This window comes from Pigmentiphaga humi (assembly GCF_900606115.1).
Taxonomy (GTDB): domain Bacteria; phylum Pseudomonadota; class Gammaproteobacteria; order Burkholderiales; family Burkholderiaceae_B; genus Pigmentiphaga; species Pigmentiphaga humi.
Genome location: NZ_UWPJ01000028.1, coordinates 12,990 through 29,614, shown reverse-complemented (window position 1 = coordinate 29,614; position 16,625 = coordinate 12,990). Strand labels below are relative to the sequence as shown.

The 16,625-nt window shown below is 66.4% G+C and carries 17 protein-coding genes; 9 read left to right on the top strand and 8 right to left on the bottom strand.

What is annotated here, in order from left to right:
• Nucleotides 1-141 precede the first annotated feature (141 nt).
• The 3 genes from PIGHUM_RS18730 to PIGHUM_RS18720 form a co-directional block, all read right to left on the bottom strand.
• On the bottom strand, nucleotides 142-1,908 hold the full coding sequence (locus PIGHUM_RS18730) for a glutamine--tRNA ligase/YqeY domain fusion protein (protein ID WP_124081244.1): 1,767 nt from the start codon (nucleotides 1,906-1,908) through the stop codon (nucleotides 142-144).
• 87 nt (nucleotides 1,909-1,995) lie between these two features.
• Entirely contained in the window at nucleotides 1,996-3,477 is a 1,482-nt protein-coding gene (locus PIGHUM_RS18725; RefSeq protein WP_124081243.1) for an ATP-binding protein, read from the bottom strand.
• Complete coding sequence (locus tag PIGHUM_RS18720; RefSeq protein ID WP_124081242.1) at nucleotides 3,474-4,217, bottom strand: response regulator; 744 nt, start codon at nucleotides 4,215-4,217, stop codon at nucleotides 3,474-3,476. Before PIGHUM_RS18720 ends, PIGHUM_RS18725 begins: the two co-directional genes overlap by 4 nt.
• Nucleotides 4,218-4,368: 151 nt before the next feature.
• Here PIGHUM_RS18720 and PIGHUM_RS18715 point away from each other — a divergent pair, with 151 nt between their 5' ends.
• The 3 genes from PIGHUM_RS18715 (at nucleotide 4,369) to PIGHUM_RS18700 (ending at nucleotide 7,685) form a co-directional block, all read left to right on the top strand.
• The gene (locus PIGHUM_RS18715) at nucleotides 4,369-4,998 is read left to right on the top strand and encodes a Spy/CpxP family protein refolding chaperone (protein WP_160142351.1); all 630 of its coding nucleotides are present in this window, start codon (nucleotides 4,369-4,371) and stop codon (nucleotides 4,996-4,998) included.
• 423 nt (nucleotides 4,999-5,421) lie between these two features.
• Nucleotides 5,422-6,621, top strand: coding sequence for a tyrosine-type recombinase/integrase (locus PIGHUM_RS18705; protein WP_124081240.1), 1,200 nt, complete (start codon nucleotides 5,422-5,424; stop codon nucleotides 6,619-6,621).
• Nucleotides 6,618-7,685: a PDDEXK nuclease domain-containing protein gene (locus PIGHUM_RS18700; RefSeq protein ID WP_124081239.1), complete on the top strand. Its 1,068-nt coding sequence runs from the start codon at nucleotides 6,618-6,620 to the stop codon at nucleotides 7,683-7,685. The genes PIGHUM_RS18705 and PIGHUM_RS18700 overlap by 4 nt, the downstream gene beginning before the upstream one ends.
• Nucleotides 7,686-7,693: 8 nt before the next feature.
• Here the strand turns inward: PIGHUM_RS18700 and arsH are convergent, their stop codons facing one another.
• The 5 genes from arsH to PIGHUM_RS18675 are packed head-to-tail and all read right to left on the bottom strand — an operon-like array spanning nucleotide 7,694 to nucleotide 10,773.
• Nucleotides 7,694-8,416 carry an arsenical resistance protein ArsH gene (gene arsH, locus PIGHUM_RS18695; RefSeq protein ID WP_124081238.1) on the bottom strand — a complete coding sequence of 241 codons (723 nt, stop codon included), beginning with the start codon at nucleotides 8,414-8,416 and terminating at the stop codon, nucleotides 7,694-7,696.
• The gene (gene arsC / locus PIGHUM_RS18690) at nucleotides 8,409-8,831 is read right to left on the bottom strand and encodes an arsenate reductase (glutaredoxin) (RefSeq protein WP_124081237.1); all 423 of its coding nucleotides are present in this window, start codon (nucleotides 8,829-8,831) and stop codon (nucleotides 8,409-8,411) included. The genes arsH and arsC overlap by 8 nt, the downstream gene beginning before the upstream one ends.
• Nucleotides 8,832-8,847: 16 nt before the next feature.
• Nucleotides 8,848-9,924, bottom strand: a complete 1,077-nt coding sequence (arsB, locus tag PIGHUM_RS18685; protein ID WP_124081236.1) for an ACR3 family arsenite efflux transporter — start codon at nucleotides 9,922-9,924, stop codon at nucleotides 8,848-8,850.
• A gap of 11 nt (nucleotides 9,925-9,935) precedes the next feature.
• Entirely contained in the window at nucleotides 9,936-10,424 is a 489-nt protein-coding gene (locus PIGHUM_RS18680; protein WP_124081235.1) for an arsenate reductase ArsC, read from the bottom strand.
• Between the two features lie 4 nt (nucleotides 10,425-10,428).
• Nucleotides 10,429-10,773, bottom strand: coding sequence for an ArsR/SmtB family transcription factor (locus PIGHUM_RS18675; RefSeq protein ID WP_006414889.1), 345 nt, complete (start codon nucleotides 10,771-10,773; stop codon nucleotides 10,429-10,431).
• A gap of 404 nt (nucleotides 10,774-11,177) precedes the next feature.
• On the opposite strand from PIGHUM_RS18675, the gene radC reads away from it, so the two are divergent.
• The 6 genes from radC (at nucleotide 11,178) to PIGHUM_RS18640 (ending at nucleotide 16,614) form a co-directional block, all read left to right on the top strand.
• Entirely contained in the window at nucleotides 11,178-11,687 is a 510-nt protein-coding gene (gene radC, locus PIGHUM_RS18665; protein WP_124081233.1) for a RadC family protein, read from the top strand.
• A gap of 635 nt (nucleotides 11,688-12,322) precedes the next feature.
• The gene (locus tag PIGHUM_RS18660) at nucleotides 12,323-13,114 is read left to right on the top strand and encodes an SDR family NAD(P)-dependent oxidoreductase (protein ID WP_124081232.1); all 792 of its coding nucleotides are present in this window, start codon (nucleotides 12,323-12,325) and stop codon (nucleotides 13,112-13,114) included.
• Between the two features lie 10 nt (nucleotides 13,115-13,124).
• Nucleotides 13,125-13,907, top strand: coding sequence for an enoyl-CoA hydratase/isomerase family protein (locus tag PIGHUM_RS18655; RefSeq protein ID WP_124081231.1), 783 nt, complete (start codon nucleotides 13,125-13,127; stop codon nucleotides 13,905-13,907).
• A 52-nt stretch (nucleotides 13,908-13,959) separates the two neighbouring features.
• On the top strand, nucleotides 13,960-14,769 hold the full coding sequence (locus tag PIGHUM_RS18650) for an enoyl-CoA hydratase-related protein (protein WP_124081230.1): 810 nt from the start codon (nucleotides 13,960-13,962) through the stop codon (nucleotides 14,767-14,769).
• Between the two features lie 10 nt (nucleotides 14,770-14,779).
• Nucleotides 14,780-15,769: an NAD(P)H-quinone oxidoreductase gene (locus tag PIGHUM_RS18645; RefSeq protein ID WP_124081229.1), complete on the top strand. Its 990-nt coding sequence runs from the start codon at nucleotides 14,780-14,782 to the stop codon at nucleotides 15,767-15,769.
• A 95-nt stretch (nucleotides 15,770-15,864) separates the two neighbouring features.
• Complete coding sequence (locus PIGHUM_RS18640; protein WP_124081228.1) at nucleotides 15,865-16,614, top strand: electron transfer flavoprotein subunit beta/FixA family protein; 750 nt, start codon at nucleotides 15,865-15,867, stop codon at nucleotides 16,612-16,614.
• The last annotated feature ends 11 nt before the right edge of the window (nucleotides 16,615-16,625 follow it).

The following is a 16,625-nucleotide window of genomic DNA, read 5'->3' as shown; positions in this document are numbered from 1 at the left end:
GTCCCTAATGCCGCGCTCGAACAGCTGCGTCCTTGCTTCCCCGTCCAACCCCGCTTCGGCGGCGGCTCCGGATGCCCCGCCCCCCGCCCCGCCGGCGGCCCGCCGCAAAGACGGCCTCAGGGCGGACGATCTTCGAAGGGCTTACTTGCCCCAGGAATCTCTCAGCGTGGTGGTGCGGTTGAACACCGGCTTGAGCGTGGACGAATCCTCGCGGTCGGCCACGAAGTAGCCGAAGCGTTCGAACTGGTACGAGGTGCCGGGGGTGCCGTCGGTGCCGGGTTCGAGGTAGGCCTGGACGACTTCGATGGAGTTGGGGTTCAGGTACTCGAGGAAGTCCTTGCCGCCCGAACTGGGGTTGGCCTCGGTGAAGAGGCGGTCGTACAGGCGGACTTCGGCGGCGGCGGCGGTGGGAGCGTGCAGCCAGGTGATGTTGCCCTTGACCTTGACGCTGTCGGCGCCGGGGGTGCCGCTCTTGGTGTCGGGCAGGTATTCGGCCTGGACTTCGACGACGTTGCCGGTCGCGTCCTTGGTGCAGCCGGTGCACTTGATCACATAGCCGTATTTCAGGCGCACCATGTTGCCGGGGAACAGGCGGAAGAAGCCCTTGGGCGGGGTTTCGGCGAAGTCTTCCTGTTCGATCCACAGTTCGCGGCCGAAGGGGAAGAGGCGCCGGCCCATTTCGGGGTGGTGCGGGTGGCGCGGGGCGGAGCATTCCTCGGTCTGGTCTTCGGGGTAGTTGGTGATGACCAGTTTGAGGGGGCGCAGCACGGCGACCGAGCGCGGGGCCTTGGGGTCGAGGTCGTCGCGCAGGGCCTGTTCGAGCAGGGCGTAGTCGATCCAGGAGTCGGACTTGGAGGCGCCGGTGCGCTCGCACAGCAGCTGGATGGCTTCGGGGGTGTAGCCGCGCCGGCGCAGGCCCAGGATGGTGGGCAGGCGCGGGTCGTCCCAGCCGCTGACGTGGCCGTCGTTGACCAGTTGCAGCAGCTTGCGCTTGCTGGTGATGATGTAGGTCAGGTTCAGGCGCGCGAATTCGTGCTGGTGCGGCAGCGGGTCGGCGAGCAGGCCGAGGTCGCGCAGGCGGCCCAGAAGCCAGTCGTAGAAGGGGCGCTGGTCTTCGAATTCGAGCGTGCAGATGCTGTGGGTGATGCCTTCGAGCGCATCCTCGATGGGATGGGCGTAGGTGTACATCGGGTAGATGCACCATTTGCCGCCGGTGCGGTGGTGTTCGGCATGGCGGATCCGGTAGAGCACCGGGTCGCGCAGGTTCATGTTGGGCGAGGCCATGTCGATGCGCGCGCGCAGCGCCATGGAGCCGTCGGGATGCTTGCCGTCGCGCATGTCGCGCAGGCGCGCCAGCGATTCTTCGGCCGGGCGGCTGCGCCACGGCGAGTCGGTGCCGGGTTCGGTCAGCGTGCCGCGCATGGCGCGCATTTCCTCGGGATTCTGTTCGTCGACGTAGGCGTCGCCGGACGCGATCAGGGCCTCGGCGGCCTGGTACATGAAGTCGAAGTAGTCGCTGGCGTGGTAGTAGTGCTCGGTGCCGAAGGCGGTCCAGTCGTAGCCCAGCCACCGCACTGCGTCGACGATGGCGTCGACGTAGCGCTGTTCTTCCTTTTCGGGGTTGGTGTCGTCCAGCCGCAGGTGGCAGACGCCGCCGTAGTCGCGCGCCAGGCCGAAGTTCAGGCTGATGCTTTTGGCGTGGCCGATGTGCAGATAGCCGTTGGGCTCGGGCGGGAAGCGCGTGCGGATGCGTGCGGGGTCGAGCGGGCCCGCCTGTTGCACGGATGCCGGGCCGGGTTGGCCGGCCCAGTGCTTGTCGGCGTAGCGGTCGGCGGCCAGGTCGGCCTCGACGATGTTGCGCAGGAAATTGGTGGCCGGAGCCGCGGCAGGTTTGTTCGAGGCAGTCATTGTGTATGCGGTTGGACGAATGCGTCCTTCATACCGATTTTGCCATGAATCGAGGGGAAACCCGGGGGAGCGTGCCCCCGCGCCGGCTCAGGCCTGGGACAGCGGCAGCATCACCGCCACCCGAAGTCCGCCCTGCGTGCCTTGCCCCAGTTCGATCTGGCCCCCGTGCGCGCGGGCGATGGCGTCGACCAGCGCAAGGCCCAGCCCGACGTTGCCGGTGCGGCTGCGCGCCTCGTCCAGCCGCGAGAAGGGCTGCAGGGCCTGGGCCCGGTGCTCGGGCGGGATGCCTTTGCCATGGTCTTCCACGGTGAGCACGGCGTGGCCGTCCCGCGTGGAGAGTTCCAGGGCGATGGGCGGTGCGCCATGCTGCAATGCATTCTGGATCAGGTTATCCACCAGCCTGCCGAGCGCCACGGCGTCGCCGGCCACGACGATTTCCTCGTCGCCGCTCGCTAGTCCGATCCGGCAGCCCGTGCCTTGCCAGGCGTGCACCCGCTCGCGCAGCCAGTCGCCGAGGTCGATGGGGGTGAAGTGGTAGGTGGCGCGGTCGGTGCCGCGCACGAAGCCGATGAACTGGTCGACGATGTGCAGCATGTCCTGCGCGTCCTGGCGCAGGCCGTCCTTGACCGCCGCGTCGTCGAGCATTTCGGTGCGCAGGCGCATGCGGGAGAGCGGCCCCTTCAGGTCGTGCGGCAGGCCGGCCAGCAGGGTGCGGCGCACGGTTTCGGATTCGTGGAGCGCATCGAGCATGGCGTTGAAGCGCTCGCCCAGGGTCCGGGTCTCGTGGGGGCCGGCAGGCTGCACCCGCTCGGGCTTGCCCGCCGCGAGCCGGTCCGCGGCGTGGGCCAGCGAGGTGATGGGGCGCGTGATGTGCCAGGAGAACCAGGCCGCGAGCATCAGGATCGCGCCCAGCAGGCCGAGCCACATGACAATGAGCGGCGTGCGCACCGGCGCGCTGATGCGTTCGAGCGATACGACCAGCCAGGAGCGCAGCACCGGCTCGTCGTCGTTGCCGAGGTCGGGGTCGAGCGGGATGAACAGCGCCGGCTCCGGGCCGCGCGACAAGGCCACGCGGGTGCCGTCGTTGAGCTGCTGGTTGAGCCGGTCGATCAGGCCGCGCATGGCGTGGCGCGGGTCGTCGTCGGCCCAGCGCGGGGCTTCGCGCGGCGGGCCGCGCCGCTCGGGGCCGAAGCGGAATTCGCCGGGCCGGTAGTCGGGCGGCATGCGGCCCCCCGGCAGCGGCTCGAAGCGCGGGCGGGGCGGGCCCTCGCCGCGGCGCATGCGCGGGGGGACGGGGCGGCTGACGAGCCGCCATTCGCCATGCGAGGAGATCGCCACGAAAGCGGCGCGGTCGGCTTCGTCGATCTGCGCCAGCGCGGCGCGCAAGGTGCGGATGGTGGTGGCCATCAGGTCCGGCGCGACGTTCTCCAGCACGTCGCGGCGGTAGTGCTGGATCGCCAGGACGGTGACGCCCTGGGCGAACAGCGCCGCGCCCAGCACCAGCAGGATCAGGCGCCCGCGCAGCGAGCGCGGCACCAGGCGGGTGGCCCAGCCGTGTGCCGTGCTCATGGCTGGGCAGGCGGATCCTGCGCCGTGTCGTCGCCCGCCAGCGGCGCGAAGCGATAGCCTATGCCCCAGACGGTCTGGATCCAGCGGGGCTGCTTGGGGTCGTCCTCGATGGCGCGCCGCAGGCGCAGGATGGCGATGTCGATGGCGCGGTCGTTGCGCTCGCCCGCTTCGTCGTCGCGCGCCAGCGCCAGCAGCCGCTCGCGCGACAGGGGCTTGCCGGCGTTGCGCAGCAGCGCCTCCAGCAGGTTGAATTCGCCGCCGGTCAGGCGCACCGGCTCGCTGCCGCGGTGCAGGGTGCGGGCCTTGGTATCGAAGGTGAAGGGACCGAACGAGACCGGCGCGTCCTTGACCAGGGCCGAGGGGCCGCTCTTGCGGCGCAGGACGGCCTCGATGCGCGCCAGCAGTTCGCGCGGATCGAAGGGCTTGCCGAGGTAGTCGTCGGCGCCCGACTCCAGGCCGATGATGCGGTCCACGGTTTCGTCGCGCGCGGTCAGCAGGATCACCGGGAGGTCTTCGCCGCGCTCGCGCAGGCGCCGGCAGGCCTCGGCGCCGTCGCCGCCGGGCAGCATGCGGTCCAGCACCAGCAGGGCGGGCGAATAGCGCGTGATGCGCGCTTCCAGGTCGGTCGCGTCCGGCGCCAGCAGGGTGTCGTAGCCCTGTTTGTTCAGGTAGTCGGCCAGCAGTTGGCGCAGGGCGGGGTCGTCATCGACGACCAGCAGTTTGGTGGCGGATTTTTCCATGGGGCAATGTTCGCGTGCCGGCCCTGCGGCGGCAAGCCGGGTGAAATCGGTTGAAACAGATGGGGTGGGCCGCGCAACCGGTCCGAAACAGCCCTGCGACCAGAATGCACTCACCGCCGCAGTCCATTGCGGTGTCCACAAGGAGTATGCAATGAAAACCACCAAGAACACCCTGCGCACCATGGCCCTGGCCCTGGTATTGGCTACCGGCGGCGCCGGCGTTCTGCAGGCCGCGCATGCCCAGGCCCCGGCCGAGCCGCCGCCGGCTCCGCAGGCGGGCCAGTCCGTCGCCCCGCCTGCGCCGCGCGCCGAGGGCCACCGCTTCAAGCATCCGCCCCGCGCCGCCATGCACCATCGCGCCTTCGCCGGCCCCATGGCAGAGTCGCCCATGTTCATGCTGGGGCACCTGAAGTCGCGCCTGGGACTGAACGAGTCGCAGCAGAAGCTCTGGGACAAGGCCCGCGACCTGAGCCGCGAAGCGGGCCAGGCCATGCGCGCCCAGCGCGGGGAAGACGTCAAGGCCCTGCGTGCCCAGGCCGAGGCGGGCCCGCTCGACCTGCGTGCGCTGGCGGCCAAGCGCGATGCCAGCCGCAACGCGATCAAGCCCAAGCTGGACGCCTCGCGCGATGCCTGGCTGGCCGCCTATGACTCGCTGGACGGCAAGCAAAAGCAGATCGTGGCGGATTCGGTCAAGAAGCGCTTCGAACGGCAGGAGCGCAAGGCCGACAAGCATCGCCAGGTCCCGCGCTCCGCGCAGCCCGCCGCGCCAGCCACCAACTGAAGACGCCCCGGAACGGCCCGCGCCGCGAGGCGCGGGCCGCGACGACAGGCCACCTTGCCCTCCGGGCAGGTGGCCTGTTTTTTTGCCGCCGGGCCGCCCCAAGGCAAAAAGCGCCCCCTCGGGGGGCAGCGACGGCCCGCAGGGCCTAGCGTGGGGGCATTTTTTGCCGCCGGGCCGCCCCAAGGCAAAAAGCGCCCCCTCGGGGGGCAGCGACGGCCCGCAGGGCCTAGCGTGGGGGCATTTTTTGTTTGACGATGACTCCAGCCCTGTACTTCGCTGGACTGCGCCGTAGCTCGATACAGCAGGTTTATCAATAACTTACGCGCGTCCATCATATGCCGGTGCTTTCTGAAACTTGACCCGGTTTTCCCTCGCGCCGCTCCTATCTGGCTCTTGGAATTCGGGTCGTTCCAAGGAGTCATCATGGCAAAGATCAAGCTCACCAAGACCGCCGTAGAGTCAGCGCAACCCCAGGCCAAGGACATCGAACTACGGGATACCGTGGTGCCGGGCTTCCTGTGCAAGATTACCCCGAAGGGCCGCCGGGTGTTCATGCTCCAGTACCGCACGAACTCCGGGCAGCCCCGCAAGCCCTCGCTGGGCCTGTTCGGGGAACTGACCGTGGAGCAGGCCCGCGTCATGGCGCAGGACTGGCTGGCCGAGGTTCGCCGGGGCGGCGACCCCGGCGGTGCCAAGGCCGAAGCGCGCAAGGCGCCCACGGTCGAAGCGTTGTGCAAGAAGTTCATGGAGGACTACTCCAAGAAGCGCAACAAGCCCAGCACGCAGCGCGGCTATCAGGCCGTCATCGACCGCTGCATCGTCCCGCTGATCGGCCGCAAGAAGGTGCAGGACGTGAAGCAGCCCGACATTGCCGGGCTGATGGAGAAGCTGGCCTACAAGCCGGCCGAGGCGAACAACGCCTTCGGCGTGCTGCGCAAGATGTTCAACTTGGCCGAAGTGTGGGGCTATCGCCCGGACGGCACGAACCCGTGCCGCCACGTCCCGATGTACCCGCCCGGCGAGGAAACCCGGCTCATCGTGGACGACGAGCTGGCGCTGATCTTCCGCCATCTGGAGAAGCTGGAGGCGGAAGGACTGGAGAACTACGTCATTCCGCTGGCGATCCGCCTGCAATTCGAGTTCGCCGGCCGTCGCTCCGAAATCTGCACGCTCGAATGGGATTGGGTCGATCTGGAGAATCGGCGCGTGGTCTGGCCCGATAGCAAGACCGGCGGCCTTTCAAAGCCCATGAGCGCGGAAGCCTACCGGCTGTTTTCGACGGCGCCGCGCCGGGAGGGCTGCCCCTATGTCCTGCCGTCGCCCAACGACCCGACCAAGCACCTGACCTTTGGCGAGCACTACGGCGGTTGGAAGCGCGTGCTCAAGGCCGCCGGCGTCCCGCACGTCGGCACGCACGGCATCCGCCATCGCTCGACCACCGACATTGCCAATTCGGGCGTGCCGACCAAGGTAGGCATGAAGCTGACGGGGCACAAGACCGTGGCGATGTTCATGCACTACGTCCACACCGAGGACAAGCCGGTGCGGGATGCGGCCGAACTGGTGGCGAGCCGGCGCCAGGCCATCACGGGTGCGCGGCAGCCCCAGGAGGCCATCGCATGAACAGGCGCAAGGCATCCGTTCCTTCGCCAGCAGCGCCTTCGGCGCTGCTGGGTGACATTCGGGCACTGATCGAGGCGGCGCGCAAGCGCGCCGCCTCGACGGTGAATAGCGAGCTGACGATGCTTTATTGGCGCATCGGCCAGCGCATCCGGTCGCAGGTCTTGGACGGGCGCAGGGGAGCCTATGGCAAGGAAGTCCTGCCGAACCTGGCGGCGCAGTTGGTGAAGGAGTACGGCGGCAGCTTTGCCGAGCAGAACCTGCGCCGGATGGTGCAGTTCGCCGCCACCTTCCCCGACGAGCGAATTCTCGTATCACTGATACGAGAATTGAGCTGGACGCACTTCATCGCCCTGATGCCGCTGAAAGACCCGCTCCAGCGGGACTACTACGCGCAGATGGCCAGCACCCAACGCTGGAGCGTGCGGACGCTGCGCGAGCGCATCGACTCGATGCTGTACGAGCGCACAGCGCTGTCCCAAAAGCCGGAAGAAACCATCGCGCAGGAGCTGGCGACTCTGCGCGATGCGCAGCGCATGTCACCGGCCCTGGTCATGCGCGACCCGTACATCCTCGACTTCCTGGGCCTGCGCGACACCTGGCAGGAAGGCGACTTGGAAGCGGCGATCATCCGCGAAATGGAGTCGTTCCTGCTGGAGCTGGGCGCGGGCTTCTCATTCGTCGCGCGGCAGAAGCGCATCCCGATCGACGACGAGGATTTCCACCTTGACCTGCTGTTCTACAACCGCAAGCTGCGCCGGCTGGTGGCGGTGGAGTTGAAGATTGGCGAGTTCAAGGCCGCGTACAAGGGACAGATGGAGCTTTACCTGCGCTGGCTAGACAAGCACGAACGCGAGCCGGAAGAAGCCTCGCCGCTGGGGATCATTCTTTGCACGGGCAAGAAGCGCGAACAGATCGAACTGCTGGAACTGGACAAGTCGGGCATCCACGTTGCCGAGTATCTGACCAGCTTGCCGCCGCGTGCGGTGCTGGGTGAACGGTTGCAGCAGGCGACGGAGCGGGCGCGCTTGCAGATTGAACAGCGCGACGGCATCGGAAATGCCTGACTTGGCGCTCAGATCGCGACTTGGCTGACGCGCCGGCTCAACGCCTCGGCAGTTTCCTTGCGCTCGCTGTAACGATCCACCAGATACGGCGCCACGTCGCGCGTGAGCAGCGTGAACTTCATCAGTTCTTCCATCACGTCCACCAGGCGGTCGTAGTAGGCCGAGGGCTTCATGCGTCCGGCCTCGTCGAACTCCTGGTACGCCTTAGCGACCGAGGACTGGTTCGGGATGGTCAGCATCCGCATCCAGCGGCCCAGCACGCGCATCTGGTTGACGGCGTTGAACGACTGCGAGCCGCCCGATACCTGCATCACCGCCAGTGTCTTGCCCTGGGTCGGGCGCACCGCGCCGACCGACAGCGGAATCCAGTCGATTTGGGTCTTCATCAGGCCGGTCATCGCGCCGTGGCGCTCCGGCGAACTCCACACCATGCCCTCGGCCCATTGCACCAGTTCGTGCAGTTCCTTGACCTTCGGGTGATCGGCCGGCGCATCGTCCACTAGAGGCAGCCCGGACGGATTGAACAATCGGGTCTCGCCGCCCAGCGCCCGCAAGATGCGTGCGGCTTCTTCGGCTGCGAGGCGGCTGAACGAGCGTTCGCGCAGCGAACCATAGAGCAGCAGGAAGCGCAGCGCGTGCGTGGCCCGTGCCGGCGCGAACAGATGTTCGGTGTCCGGTTGCTGGAACAGCGCCGTGTCGATGTTCGGCAGGTCGAGGCGGGATTCAGACACGGCGGCCGTCCTGATCGACCACCGGCTCGCCGTCTTCCTTGTTGAACGCGCCGCGCTGCGGCTGCGGCAGCAGATCGAGCACGGCTTCCGAGGGCCGACACAGTTTCGTGCCCAGCGGCGTGACCACGATCGGCCGGTTGATGAGAATGGGATGCTGGAGCATGAAACCGATCAGGTCGTCATCGCTCCACTTCGGATTGCCCAGGTCGAGTTCGGCATAGGGTGTGCCTTTTTCGCGCAGCACGTCCCGCACCGGCACGCCCATCGCCACGATCAGCGCCTGGAGCGTGTCGCGGTCGGGCGGCGTTTTCAGGTACTCGATGATGGCCGGTTCTTCGCCGCTGTTGCGGATCAGTCCGAGCACGTTGCGCGAGGTGCCGCAGGCGGGGTTGTGATAGATCGTGATGGTGCTCATGGGATGACCTTGAAGATTACGAAGCGGTCGCGCGGCGTTCGTACCAGCCACGCGAGCGGTTGACCACGCGCACCACCAGCAGCATCACCGGCACCTCGATGAGCACGCCGACCACTGTTGCGAGTGCTGCGCCGGAATGGAAGCCGAATAGGCTGATCGCGGCGGCAACGGCCAGCTCGAAGAAATTGGATGCGCCGATCAGCGCCGAGGGGCCGGCGATGCTGTGCTTCTCGCCTACCTTGCGGTTGAGCCAGTACGCCAACCCGGAGTTAAAGAACACTTGGATCAGAATGGGCACGGCCAGCATGGCAATCACCAGCGGTTGACGCAGGATGGCTTCGCCTTGGAAGGCGAACAGCAACACCAGCGTCAGCAGCAGTGCCGCGATCGACAGCGGGCCGATGCGTTCCAGTGTCCGGTCGAACGCGGCTTGGCCCCGGCGCAGCAGCGCACGACGCCAGAGCTGCGCGAGGATGACCGGGATGACGATGTAGAGCACCACCGACACCAGCAGCGTGTCCCACGGCACCGTAATGGCCGACAGGCCCAGCAGCAGGCCGACGAGCGGCGCGAAGGCAAACACCATGATGGTGTCGTTCAAAGCCACCTGTGAGAGCGTGAACACCGGATCTCCGCCGGTCAGCCGGCTCCAGACGAACACCATTGCGGTACATGGGGCAGCGGCCAGCAGGATCAGGCCGGCGATATAGCTGTCGAGCTGGTCAGCCGGCAGCCAGTCGGCAAAGACCTGACGAATGAAGATCCACGCCAGCAGCGCCATCGAGAACGGCTTGACCGCCCAGTTGACGAACAGGGTGACGCCGATTCCGCGCCAGTGTTGCTTGACTTGGCCGAGCGCGCCGAAGTCCACTTTCAGTAGCATCGGCACGATCATCACCCAGATCAACAGCCCGACCGGCAGGTTGACCTGGGCGATTTCCATGCGGCCGATGGCCTGGAACACGCCCGGCACGAACTGGCCGAGCGCGATGCCGGCAACGATGCACACCGCCACCCACAGCGTCAGGTAACGCTCAAAGCCGCTCATTGCGGAGGTGGCCGGCGCGGGGCCGGCGGTATCGGTTGCGGTCATCGGGGGGGGCCTCACTGGCGGCCAATGTCGCGCAGCTCGCGCTGCAACGACATGGCATCGAGACGCTGCAATGGCAGCGACAGGAACAGCTCGATGCGCCGACGCAGCGTTATCGCTGCATCGAGGAACGCTTTGCGCTGCTGTTCATCGGTGCCTTCGACCGCAACCGGGTCGGGTACGCCCCAATGGGCCGACACGGGCTTGCCCGGCCACAGCGGACACGCCTCGCCGGCGGCGTTATCGCAGACGGTGAAGATGAAATCGAACACCGGCGCGTCGGGCTTCACGAACTCGTCCCAGCTCTTGCTACGGTAGCCGGTTGTCGGCAGGCGCAGCCGCTCCAGCGTGGCAAGCGCCAGCGGGTGAACCTCGCCTTTTGGGTGACTGCCGGCGGAATAGGCATGGAAGCGGCCTTGGCCTAGCTCGTTGAGCAAGCCTTCGGCAAGGATGGAGCGGGCAGAGTTGCCCGTGCAGATGAACAAGGCGTTGTAGGTGGTCATGGCGTCAGCAGTCGCAGCGGGTGGTTGTGTCGGAAACCTCGCAGACACCGCCTTGGCAGCAGTGCTCGGTCATGTAGCCGAGCAAACCGTTCATCCGGGCGAAGTCGGCGCGGTAGATCAGATTGCGGCCCTGCTGCTCGATGGTGACAAGGCCGGCATGGGCCAATTCCTTCAAGTGAAAGGACAGGGAGTTACGGGCCACGTCGAGCTGGTCGGCAAGGACGCTGGGCGTCAGTCCCTCGGGGCCGGCGACCACCAGGGCGCGGAATACGCGCAGCCGCTGGGTGTGAGCCAAGGCACCGAGGGCGGAAACGGCTTGATCTTCATTCATGATTCGATAATACAACATTTATTGAATCGTTGTGCAAGTGAGCAACACACAAAGGCTCATGGCGTCCCGGCGTCCCGGCGTCCCGCCGTCGCGCTGTCGTGCTGTCGTGCTGCGCATCGAGCCTCGCTGCGCGAGTCTCGCCCCATCCGGGCTTCCATCGTTCCCTCGCCTTGCTCGGCTGACGCCTCCGGCCCGGCTCGCTGATCCGGGCCTGCGCGCTCCGCTTGCCGAATGCGGGCATGTGTGGGCGGGGTTAGACGGTCTTGCTGTTCCCTTTCACCCTACCACGGCGTTCTCGCCGTAAAGGGCTGCGCGTGCTCGCACGCTTGCGGCCGTGGCCGTCTTCGCCCCTGTGACGGCTTGCGCTGCGCCGTGCTGGTGCCGGTTCCGGGCAATTCCGCCCGAGCAACCGGAGCACGATCATGTCGCAACTGTCCATTCCTTCCTTCGATTCCCCTCTGATGCTGCGTGACTCGCGCGGGCGCTACCGTCAGGCATCGGCCGACCAGATTCTCGAAGCCGCGCGCCAGGTCATCGACCAGAAGATGCAACGCGGTGACGAGTTCACTTCACCTGCGGCGGTCAAGGATTACTTGCGCGCCAAGCTGGCCGGCTTCGAGCACGAAGTCTTCGCGGTGCTGTTCCTCGATACGCGCCATCGGCTGATCGACTATGCCGAGATGTTCCGCGGCACGATCGACAGCGCGGAGGTTCATCCGCGCGAAGTAGTCAAGGAGGCGCTGCGGCTCAATGCGGCGGCGGTCATCGTCAGTCACAACCATCCAAGCGGGAACCCGGAGCCAAGCGCGGCCGACCGGGTTTTGACCCAGCAGCTCAAGCAGGCGCTGGCGCTGGTGGACGTTCGCATGCTGGATCACGTCATCGTCGCAGGCGCCGCTGCTACGTCATTCGCAGAGCGCGGTCTGCTCTGACTTCGGGGGCTTCGGCCCCCTTTTTGCTGCGTCGCTAAACATGCTACCGGCCAGGTCTAAGATCAAGCCGGTCTAATTCTTCAAGGGTAGCAACAACGGATTCCACCAGTTCCCCGTCAAAGTCATCACGATCAGCTTCTTCGTGTGCGCGTTCTTCGTTCTCGTTCTGGAGCGCCGCGACTGATTGGGCTATGCTGGCCGAGCAAGCCTGCCGTCTGCTGGCAATCGCCCCCGACGCAGTACGCTCCGGTTTTCTACCGCGACGCTCTTATGTGGCTCCTAGCCCACAAAGCCGCAGCCCCGCAAAGCGGCCCGAAGTAGAGCTAAACCCCTGTCCTGTATAAGCTTTTGAGCCCCCAGCGATTTTCACTGGAGGCTTGACGCAGGCACTTTTTTGCCGCCGGGCATGAGCGGGAATATACCGGGTAGACAGTGCTGGCCGTGAATTTTATGGTACAGCGTTCCTATTTGTGAGACGGCCATCGGGCGAGCGTTGCCGCGATCGGCTGCCTGGCTGTCGAAGCAGGCAGGTTTTCCCGGCGTTGCATTGCCGGTGCGTGTTCTCAAAAGTAAACGTTATGCTCATTTGGGGACCAGGCGTAGGATGAGCCGGTCTAACGTCAAGGGGCATATAGATGGACACGAGTTTTCAGGGCCGGGTGGCTTTCATCACGGGCAGCGGCAGCGGCATCGGGCGTGAAATGGCCCTGGCGTTCGCCCGGGACGGCGCGCGCGTCGTCGTCAACGACGTCAATGCCCAGGCCGGTCAGCAGACGGTCGACCTGGTTACGCAAGCCGGCGGCGACGCCCGGCTCGCCGTTTGCGACATCACCGACCTGGCCCAGATCAAGCGTACGGCGCAGGAAGCGGTCGATGCGTTCGGCAGCATCGACATCCTGGTCAACAATGCGGCCGTCCTGATCGCGCACGAGATGTTCCTGGAAACCGATCCGGACAAATGCGACAAGGAGATCAAGGTCGCGCTCTACGGCACCATGAACTGCTGCCGCGCGATCGTGCCGGGCATGATCGCGCGCGGCTACGGCAAGGTGGTCAACATTGTCACCGACGCCGCCCGCGTCGGCCAGGAGCGCCAGTGCAACTACTCCGCCGCCAAAGGCGGGGTGATCACCTTCACCAAGTCCTTCGCCAAGGAAGTGGGGCGCCACAACATCAACGTCAATGCCGTTTCGCCGGGCGCGACCAACTCCCCGATCCGGCAGGCCATGCTCAAGGAGATGGAAGCCAAGATCGGCGCGGAGAAAGTCGCCGAGCGCGAGGAGAAGGTCAAGCGGATGTACGCGCTGCGCCGCATCGGCGAGGCCGAGGACATCTCCAACGCGGTGCTGTTCCTGGCCTCGGACCGCGCGCGCCACGTGACCGGGCAGATACTCAGCGTCAACGGCGGCTTCGCCATGCCGGGCTGAGGAGCGAGCCATGTCCGAACAGCTTCTTCTAGTCGAGCGGCGCGGCAGCGCGGCCATCGTCACCTTCAACCGGCCAACCAAGCAGAACGCGCTGAGCGGCGCGGTGCTCGATGCGATCGACGCCACGCTGGCAGACCTGGACCGCCAGGAAGACGTGCGCGGCATCGTGCTGACCGGCAACGACAAAGTCTTCTCCACCGGCGGGGATCTCAAGGAGGCGCTCGCCATCGAGACGCTGCCGGAGATCCGCGCCTGGCTGGATGCGTTCTGGCGCGCCAACCGCCGGATCGAATCCATCGGCAAGCCGGTGGTCGCGGCCATCAACGGCTTTTGCCTGACAGGCGGACTGGAACTGGCGCTGTGCTGCGACATCCGCGTCAGCGGCGAGGGCGCCACGTTCGGTGTGACCAGTTCGCGCATCGGCACCGTGGCCGGCGCGGGGGCGACCCAGCGGCTGGCCCGCCTGGTGGGGCCCGAGTGGACGAAGGAGCTGCTGTTCAGCGGCGACTTCATCGACGCCCAGACGGCGTTGCGCATCCGGCTGGTCAGCGAGGTCGTGGCGCCCGAGCGCGTGGTCGAACGGGCGGTCGAGCGTATCGAAGCCTATGCCAGGCGCGCCCCGCTAAGCGTTGCCTATTCCAAGTTCGCGGTCAACAACGGCCTGCAGATGGACCTGGAATCGGCCCTGCACTACGAGCGCCAGATCACCAGCACCTTGTTCCTGAGCGACGACAAGCGGGAAGGCATGGCCGCCTTCCTGGAAAAGCGCGCTCCGAATTTCACCGGCCGCTGAGCGGTCCCGTTCAGTCCTTTCCATCATTGCTACTACTCAGAGACGAATCATCATGGAACTCAAAGACCTGATCTACGAAAAGCGCAACGGCTCCGCCTGGATCACGATCAACCGCCCCGACACCTACAACTCGCTGGTGGAGGGCACGATCCTGGAGATGACCCACTGCGTGACCGACGCCGCGGAAGATCCGGAAATCGGCGTCATCGTCATCACCGGCGCCGGCGAGAAGTCCTTTTCCTCCGGCGGCCACGTGGGCAAGCTCAGCGAACGCACGCCCCAGTCGGCGCGCATCCACATGCGCAACATGGGCCACCTGAGCATCGCCATGCGCACCTGCGGCAAGCCCATCATCGCCGCCGTCAACGGCTATGCCGTGGGCGCCGGCCACGAGCTGCACATCATGTGCGACATGACCATCGCCGCCGAGCATGCCAAGTTCGGGCAATCGGGCCCGAAGATGGGCGGCATGCCGATCTGGGGCGCGACGCAGATGCTGCATCGCATGGTGGGCGAGAAAAAAGCGCGCGAGATCATTTTCATGTGCCGCCAGTACACGGCCCAGGAAGCGCTGGAGATGGGCCTGATCAATCTGGTCGTGCCGATGGCGGACCTGTATTCCACCGTGCAGCAATGGTGCGACGAGATCAACGAACGCAGCCCGCAGAGCATCCGCGTGCTCAAGCTGGCGCTCAACCAGGAGTCGGACCTGTCTTTCTGGGCCAGCTTCTTCTCGGGAGCCGATCTGTTCTCGATGCATACCGGCACGGCCGAATTCCTGGAAGGTACGCGTTCCTTCGTCGAGAAGCGCAAGCCCGACTTCAAGCAGTTCCGCAAGTCGGACCGCGGCATGCGCGGGTAAGGCGAGCGCCATGCCAGCGATCCCTCAAACCATGCAGGCCGTGCATTTCAGGCAGCCCGGCGGCGCCGACGTGCTGGAGCCGGTCGAGCGGCCGGTTCCCGGCGCGGCGGCAGGCGAGATCCTGATCAAGGTCGCCGCTGCCGGCGTCAACGGCCCCGACCTGATGCAGCGCCGGGGGCTGTATCCCGCGCCCAAGGGCGCCAGCGAACTGCTCGGGCTGGAGGTTTCCGGCGAAGTCGTGCAGGTGGGGGCGCGGGTCGAGGGTTGGCGGGTGGGCGACCGGGTAACCGCGTTGACCAACGGCGGCGGCTATGCGCAGTACTGCGCCGTCGACGCCCGCCATGCGCTGCCCATTCCCGAAGGAGTGGCGCTGGCCGACGCCGCGGGTCTGCCCGAGGCGTATTTCACCGTCTGGAGCAACCTGTTCTACGACGGCGGACTGCGCGCGGGCCAGACCTTGCTGGTGCACGGCGGCGCCGGGGCGGTGGGATCCACCGCCATCCGGCTGGCCAAGGCTTTCGGCGCGGAGGTGGTGGCCACCGACAGCCCGGCCGAGCGCTGCGACTATTGCCGCAGCATCGGCGCGGACCATGTGGTCGACTACCTGACGGGCGATTTCGTCGCCGAAATGCGCGAACTCGGCGGTGCCGACATGATCCTGGACATCGTGGGCGGCCCGAATATCGAGAAGAACTTCAAGGCCGCCAGGCATTCCGCGCGCATTGTGCAATTGGCCTTCGGCGCGGGTTCGAAGGTCGAGATAGACCTGATGCCCGTAATGCTCAAGCGGCTGATCTATACCGGCACGACCTTGCGCACCCGGACGCCCGAGTACAAGGCCGAGGTCGCCCGCCAGCTGCGCGAGCAGGTCTGGCCCAAGTTCGCGCAGGGTGCCATCCAGGCGCAGGCTTCGCACAGTTTTGCGCTGGCCGAGGCCGCCGCGGCCCATGCCTTGATGGAGTCGCGCGGGCATCTGGGCAAGATCCTGCTGATTCCCTAGGCGTTTCCAGGCGCCGTCTCCGTGCTTCCAGGCGGCGCCCGCCGGCGGCGCAGGCAGGCGCGCGGCCGGCCGCCGAACCTGATAGCGAGTTCTCAATGAAGATTCTGGTATGCGTTAAGCGCGTGGTCGACTACAACGTCAAGGTCCGCGTGAAGTCGGACAACACGGGTGTGGATCTGGCCAACGTCAAGATGAGCATGAACCCGTTCGACGAAATCGCCGTTGAAGAAGCGGTGCGTTTGAAGGAAAAAGGCGCGGCCTCCGAGGTGGTGGCGGTGTCGTGCGGCGTGGCGGCATGCCAGGAGACGCTGCGCACGGCGCTGGCCATCGGCGCGGATCGCGCCGTCCTGGCCGAGACCGACGCCGAACTGCAGCCGCTGGCCGTGGCCAAGCTGCTCAAGGCCCTGGCCGACAAGGAGCAGCCGCAACTGGTGATCCTGGGCAAGCAGGCGATCGACGACGATGCCAACCAGACCGGGCAGATGCTGGCGGCGCTGCTGGACTGGCCGCAGGCCACGTTCGCCAGCAAGGTCGAGGTGGCCGACGGCAAGGCGACGGTCACGCGTGAAGTGGACGGCGGGCTGGAGACGCTGTCGCTGGCGCTGCCGGCCATCGTCACGACCGACCTGCGCCTGAACGAGCCGCGCTACGTGACGCTGCCCAACATCATGAAGGCCAAGAAGAAGCCGTTGGAGACGGTCAAGCCCGAGGACCTCGGCGTGGACGTCGAGCCGCGGCTCAAGACCCTGAAAGTGAGCGAGCCCCCGAAGCGCTGCGCGGGAATCAAGGTGGCCGACGTGGCCGCGCTGGTGGACAAGCTCAAGAACGAAGCCAAGGCGATCTGAAGAAGGAAACA

Bases quoted from the DNA above. Each gene is read 5' to 3' on its own strand.
- PIGHUM_RS18730 (WP_124081244.1), bottom strand. From the start codon at position 1,908: ATGACTGCCTCGAACAAACCTGCCGCGGCTCCGGCCACCAATTTCCTG.
- PIGHUM_RS18725 (WP_124081243.1), bottom strand. From the start codon at position 3,477: ATGAGCACGGCACACGGCTGGGCCACCCGCCTGGTGCCGCGCTCGCTG.
- PIGHUM_RS18720 (WP_124081242.1), bottom strand. From the start codon at position 4,217: ATGGAAAAATCCGCCACCAAACTGCTGGTCGTCGATGACGACCCCGCC.
- PIGHUM_RS18715 (WP_160142351.1), top strand. From the start codon at position 4,369: ATGAAAACCACCAAGAACACCCTGCGCACCATGGCCCTGGCCCTGGTA.
- PIGHUM_RS18705 (WP_124081240.1), top strand. From the start codon at position 5,422: ATGGCAAAGATCAAGCTCACCAAGACCGCCGTAGAGTCAGCGCAACCC.
- PIGHUM_RS18700 (WP_124081239.1), top strand. From the start codon at position 6,618: ATGAACAGGCGCAAGGCATCCGTTCCTTCGCCAGCAGCGCCTTCGGCG.
- arsC (WP_124081237.1), bottom strand. From the start codon at position 8,831: ATGAGCACCATCACGATCTATCACAACCCCGCCTGCGGCACCTCGCGC.
- arsB (WP_124081236.1), bottom strand. From the start codon at position 9,924: ATGACCGCAACCGATACCGCCGGCCCCGCGCCGGCCACCTCCGCAATG.
- PIGHUM_RS18680 (WP_124081235.1), bottom strand. From the start codon at position 10,424: ATGACCACCTACAACGCCTTGTTCATCTGCACGGGCAACTCTGCCCGC.
- PIGHUM_RS18675 (WP_006414889.1), bottom strand. From the start codon at position 10,773: ATGTTGTATTATCGAATCATGAATGAAGATCAAGCCGTTTCCGCCCTC.
- radC (WP_124081233.1), top strand. From the start codon at position 11,178: ATGTCGCAACTGTCCATTCCTTCCTTCGATTCCCCTCTGATGCTGCGT.
- PIGHUM_RS18660 (WP_124081232.1), top strand. From the start codon at position 12,323: ATGGACACGAGTTTTCAGGGCCGGGTGGCTTTCATCACGGGCAGCGGC.
- PIGHUM_RS18655 (WP_124081231.1), top strand. From the start codon at position 13,125: ATGTCCGAACAGCTTCTTCTAGTCGAGCGGCGCGGCAGCGCGGCCATC.
- PIGHUM_RS18650 (WP_124081230.1), top strand. From the start codon at position 13,960: ATGGAACTCAAAGACCTGATCTACGAAAAGCGCAACGGCTCCGCCTGG.
- PIGHUM_RS18645 (WP_124081229.1), top strand. From the start codon at position 14,780: ATGCCAGCGATCCCTCAAACCATGCAGGCCGTGCATTTCAGGCAGCCC.
- PIGHUM_RS18640 (WP_124081228.1), top strand. From the start codon at position 15,865: ATGAAGATTCTGGTATGCGTTAAGCGCGTGGTCGACTACAACGTCAAG.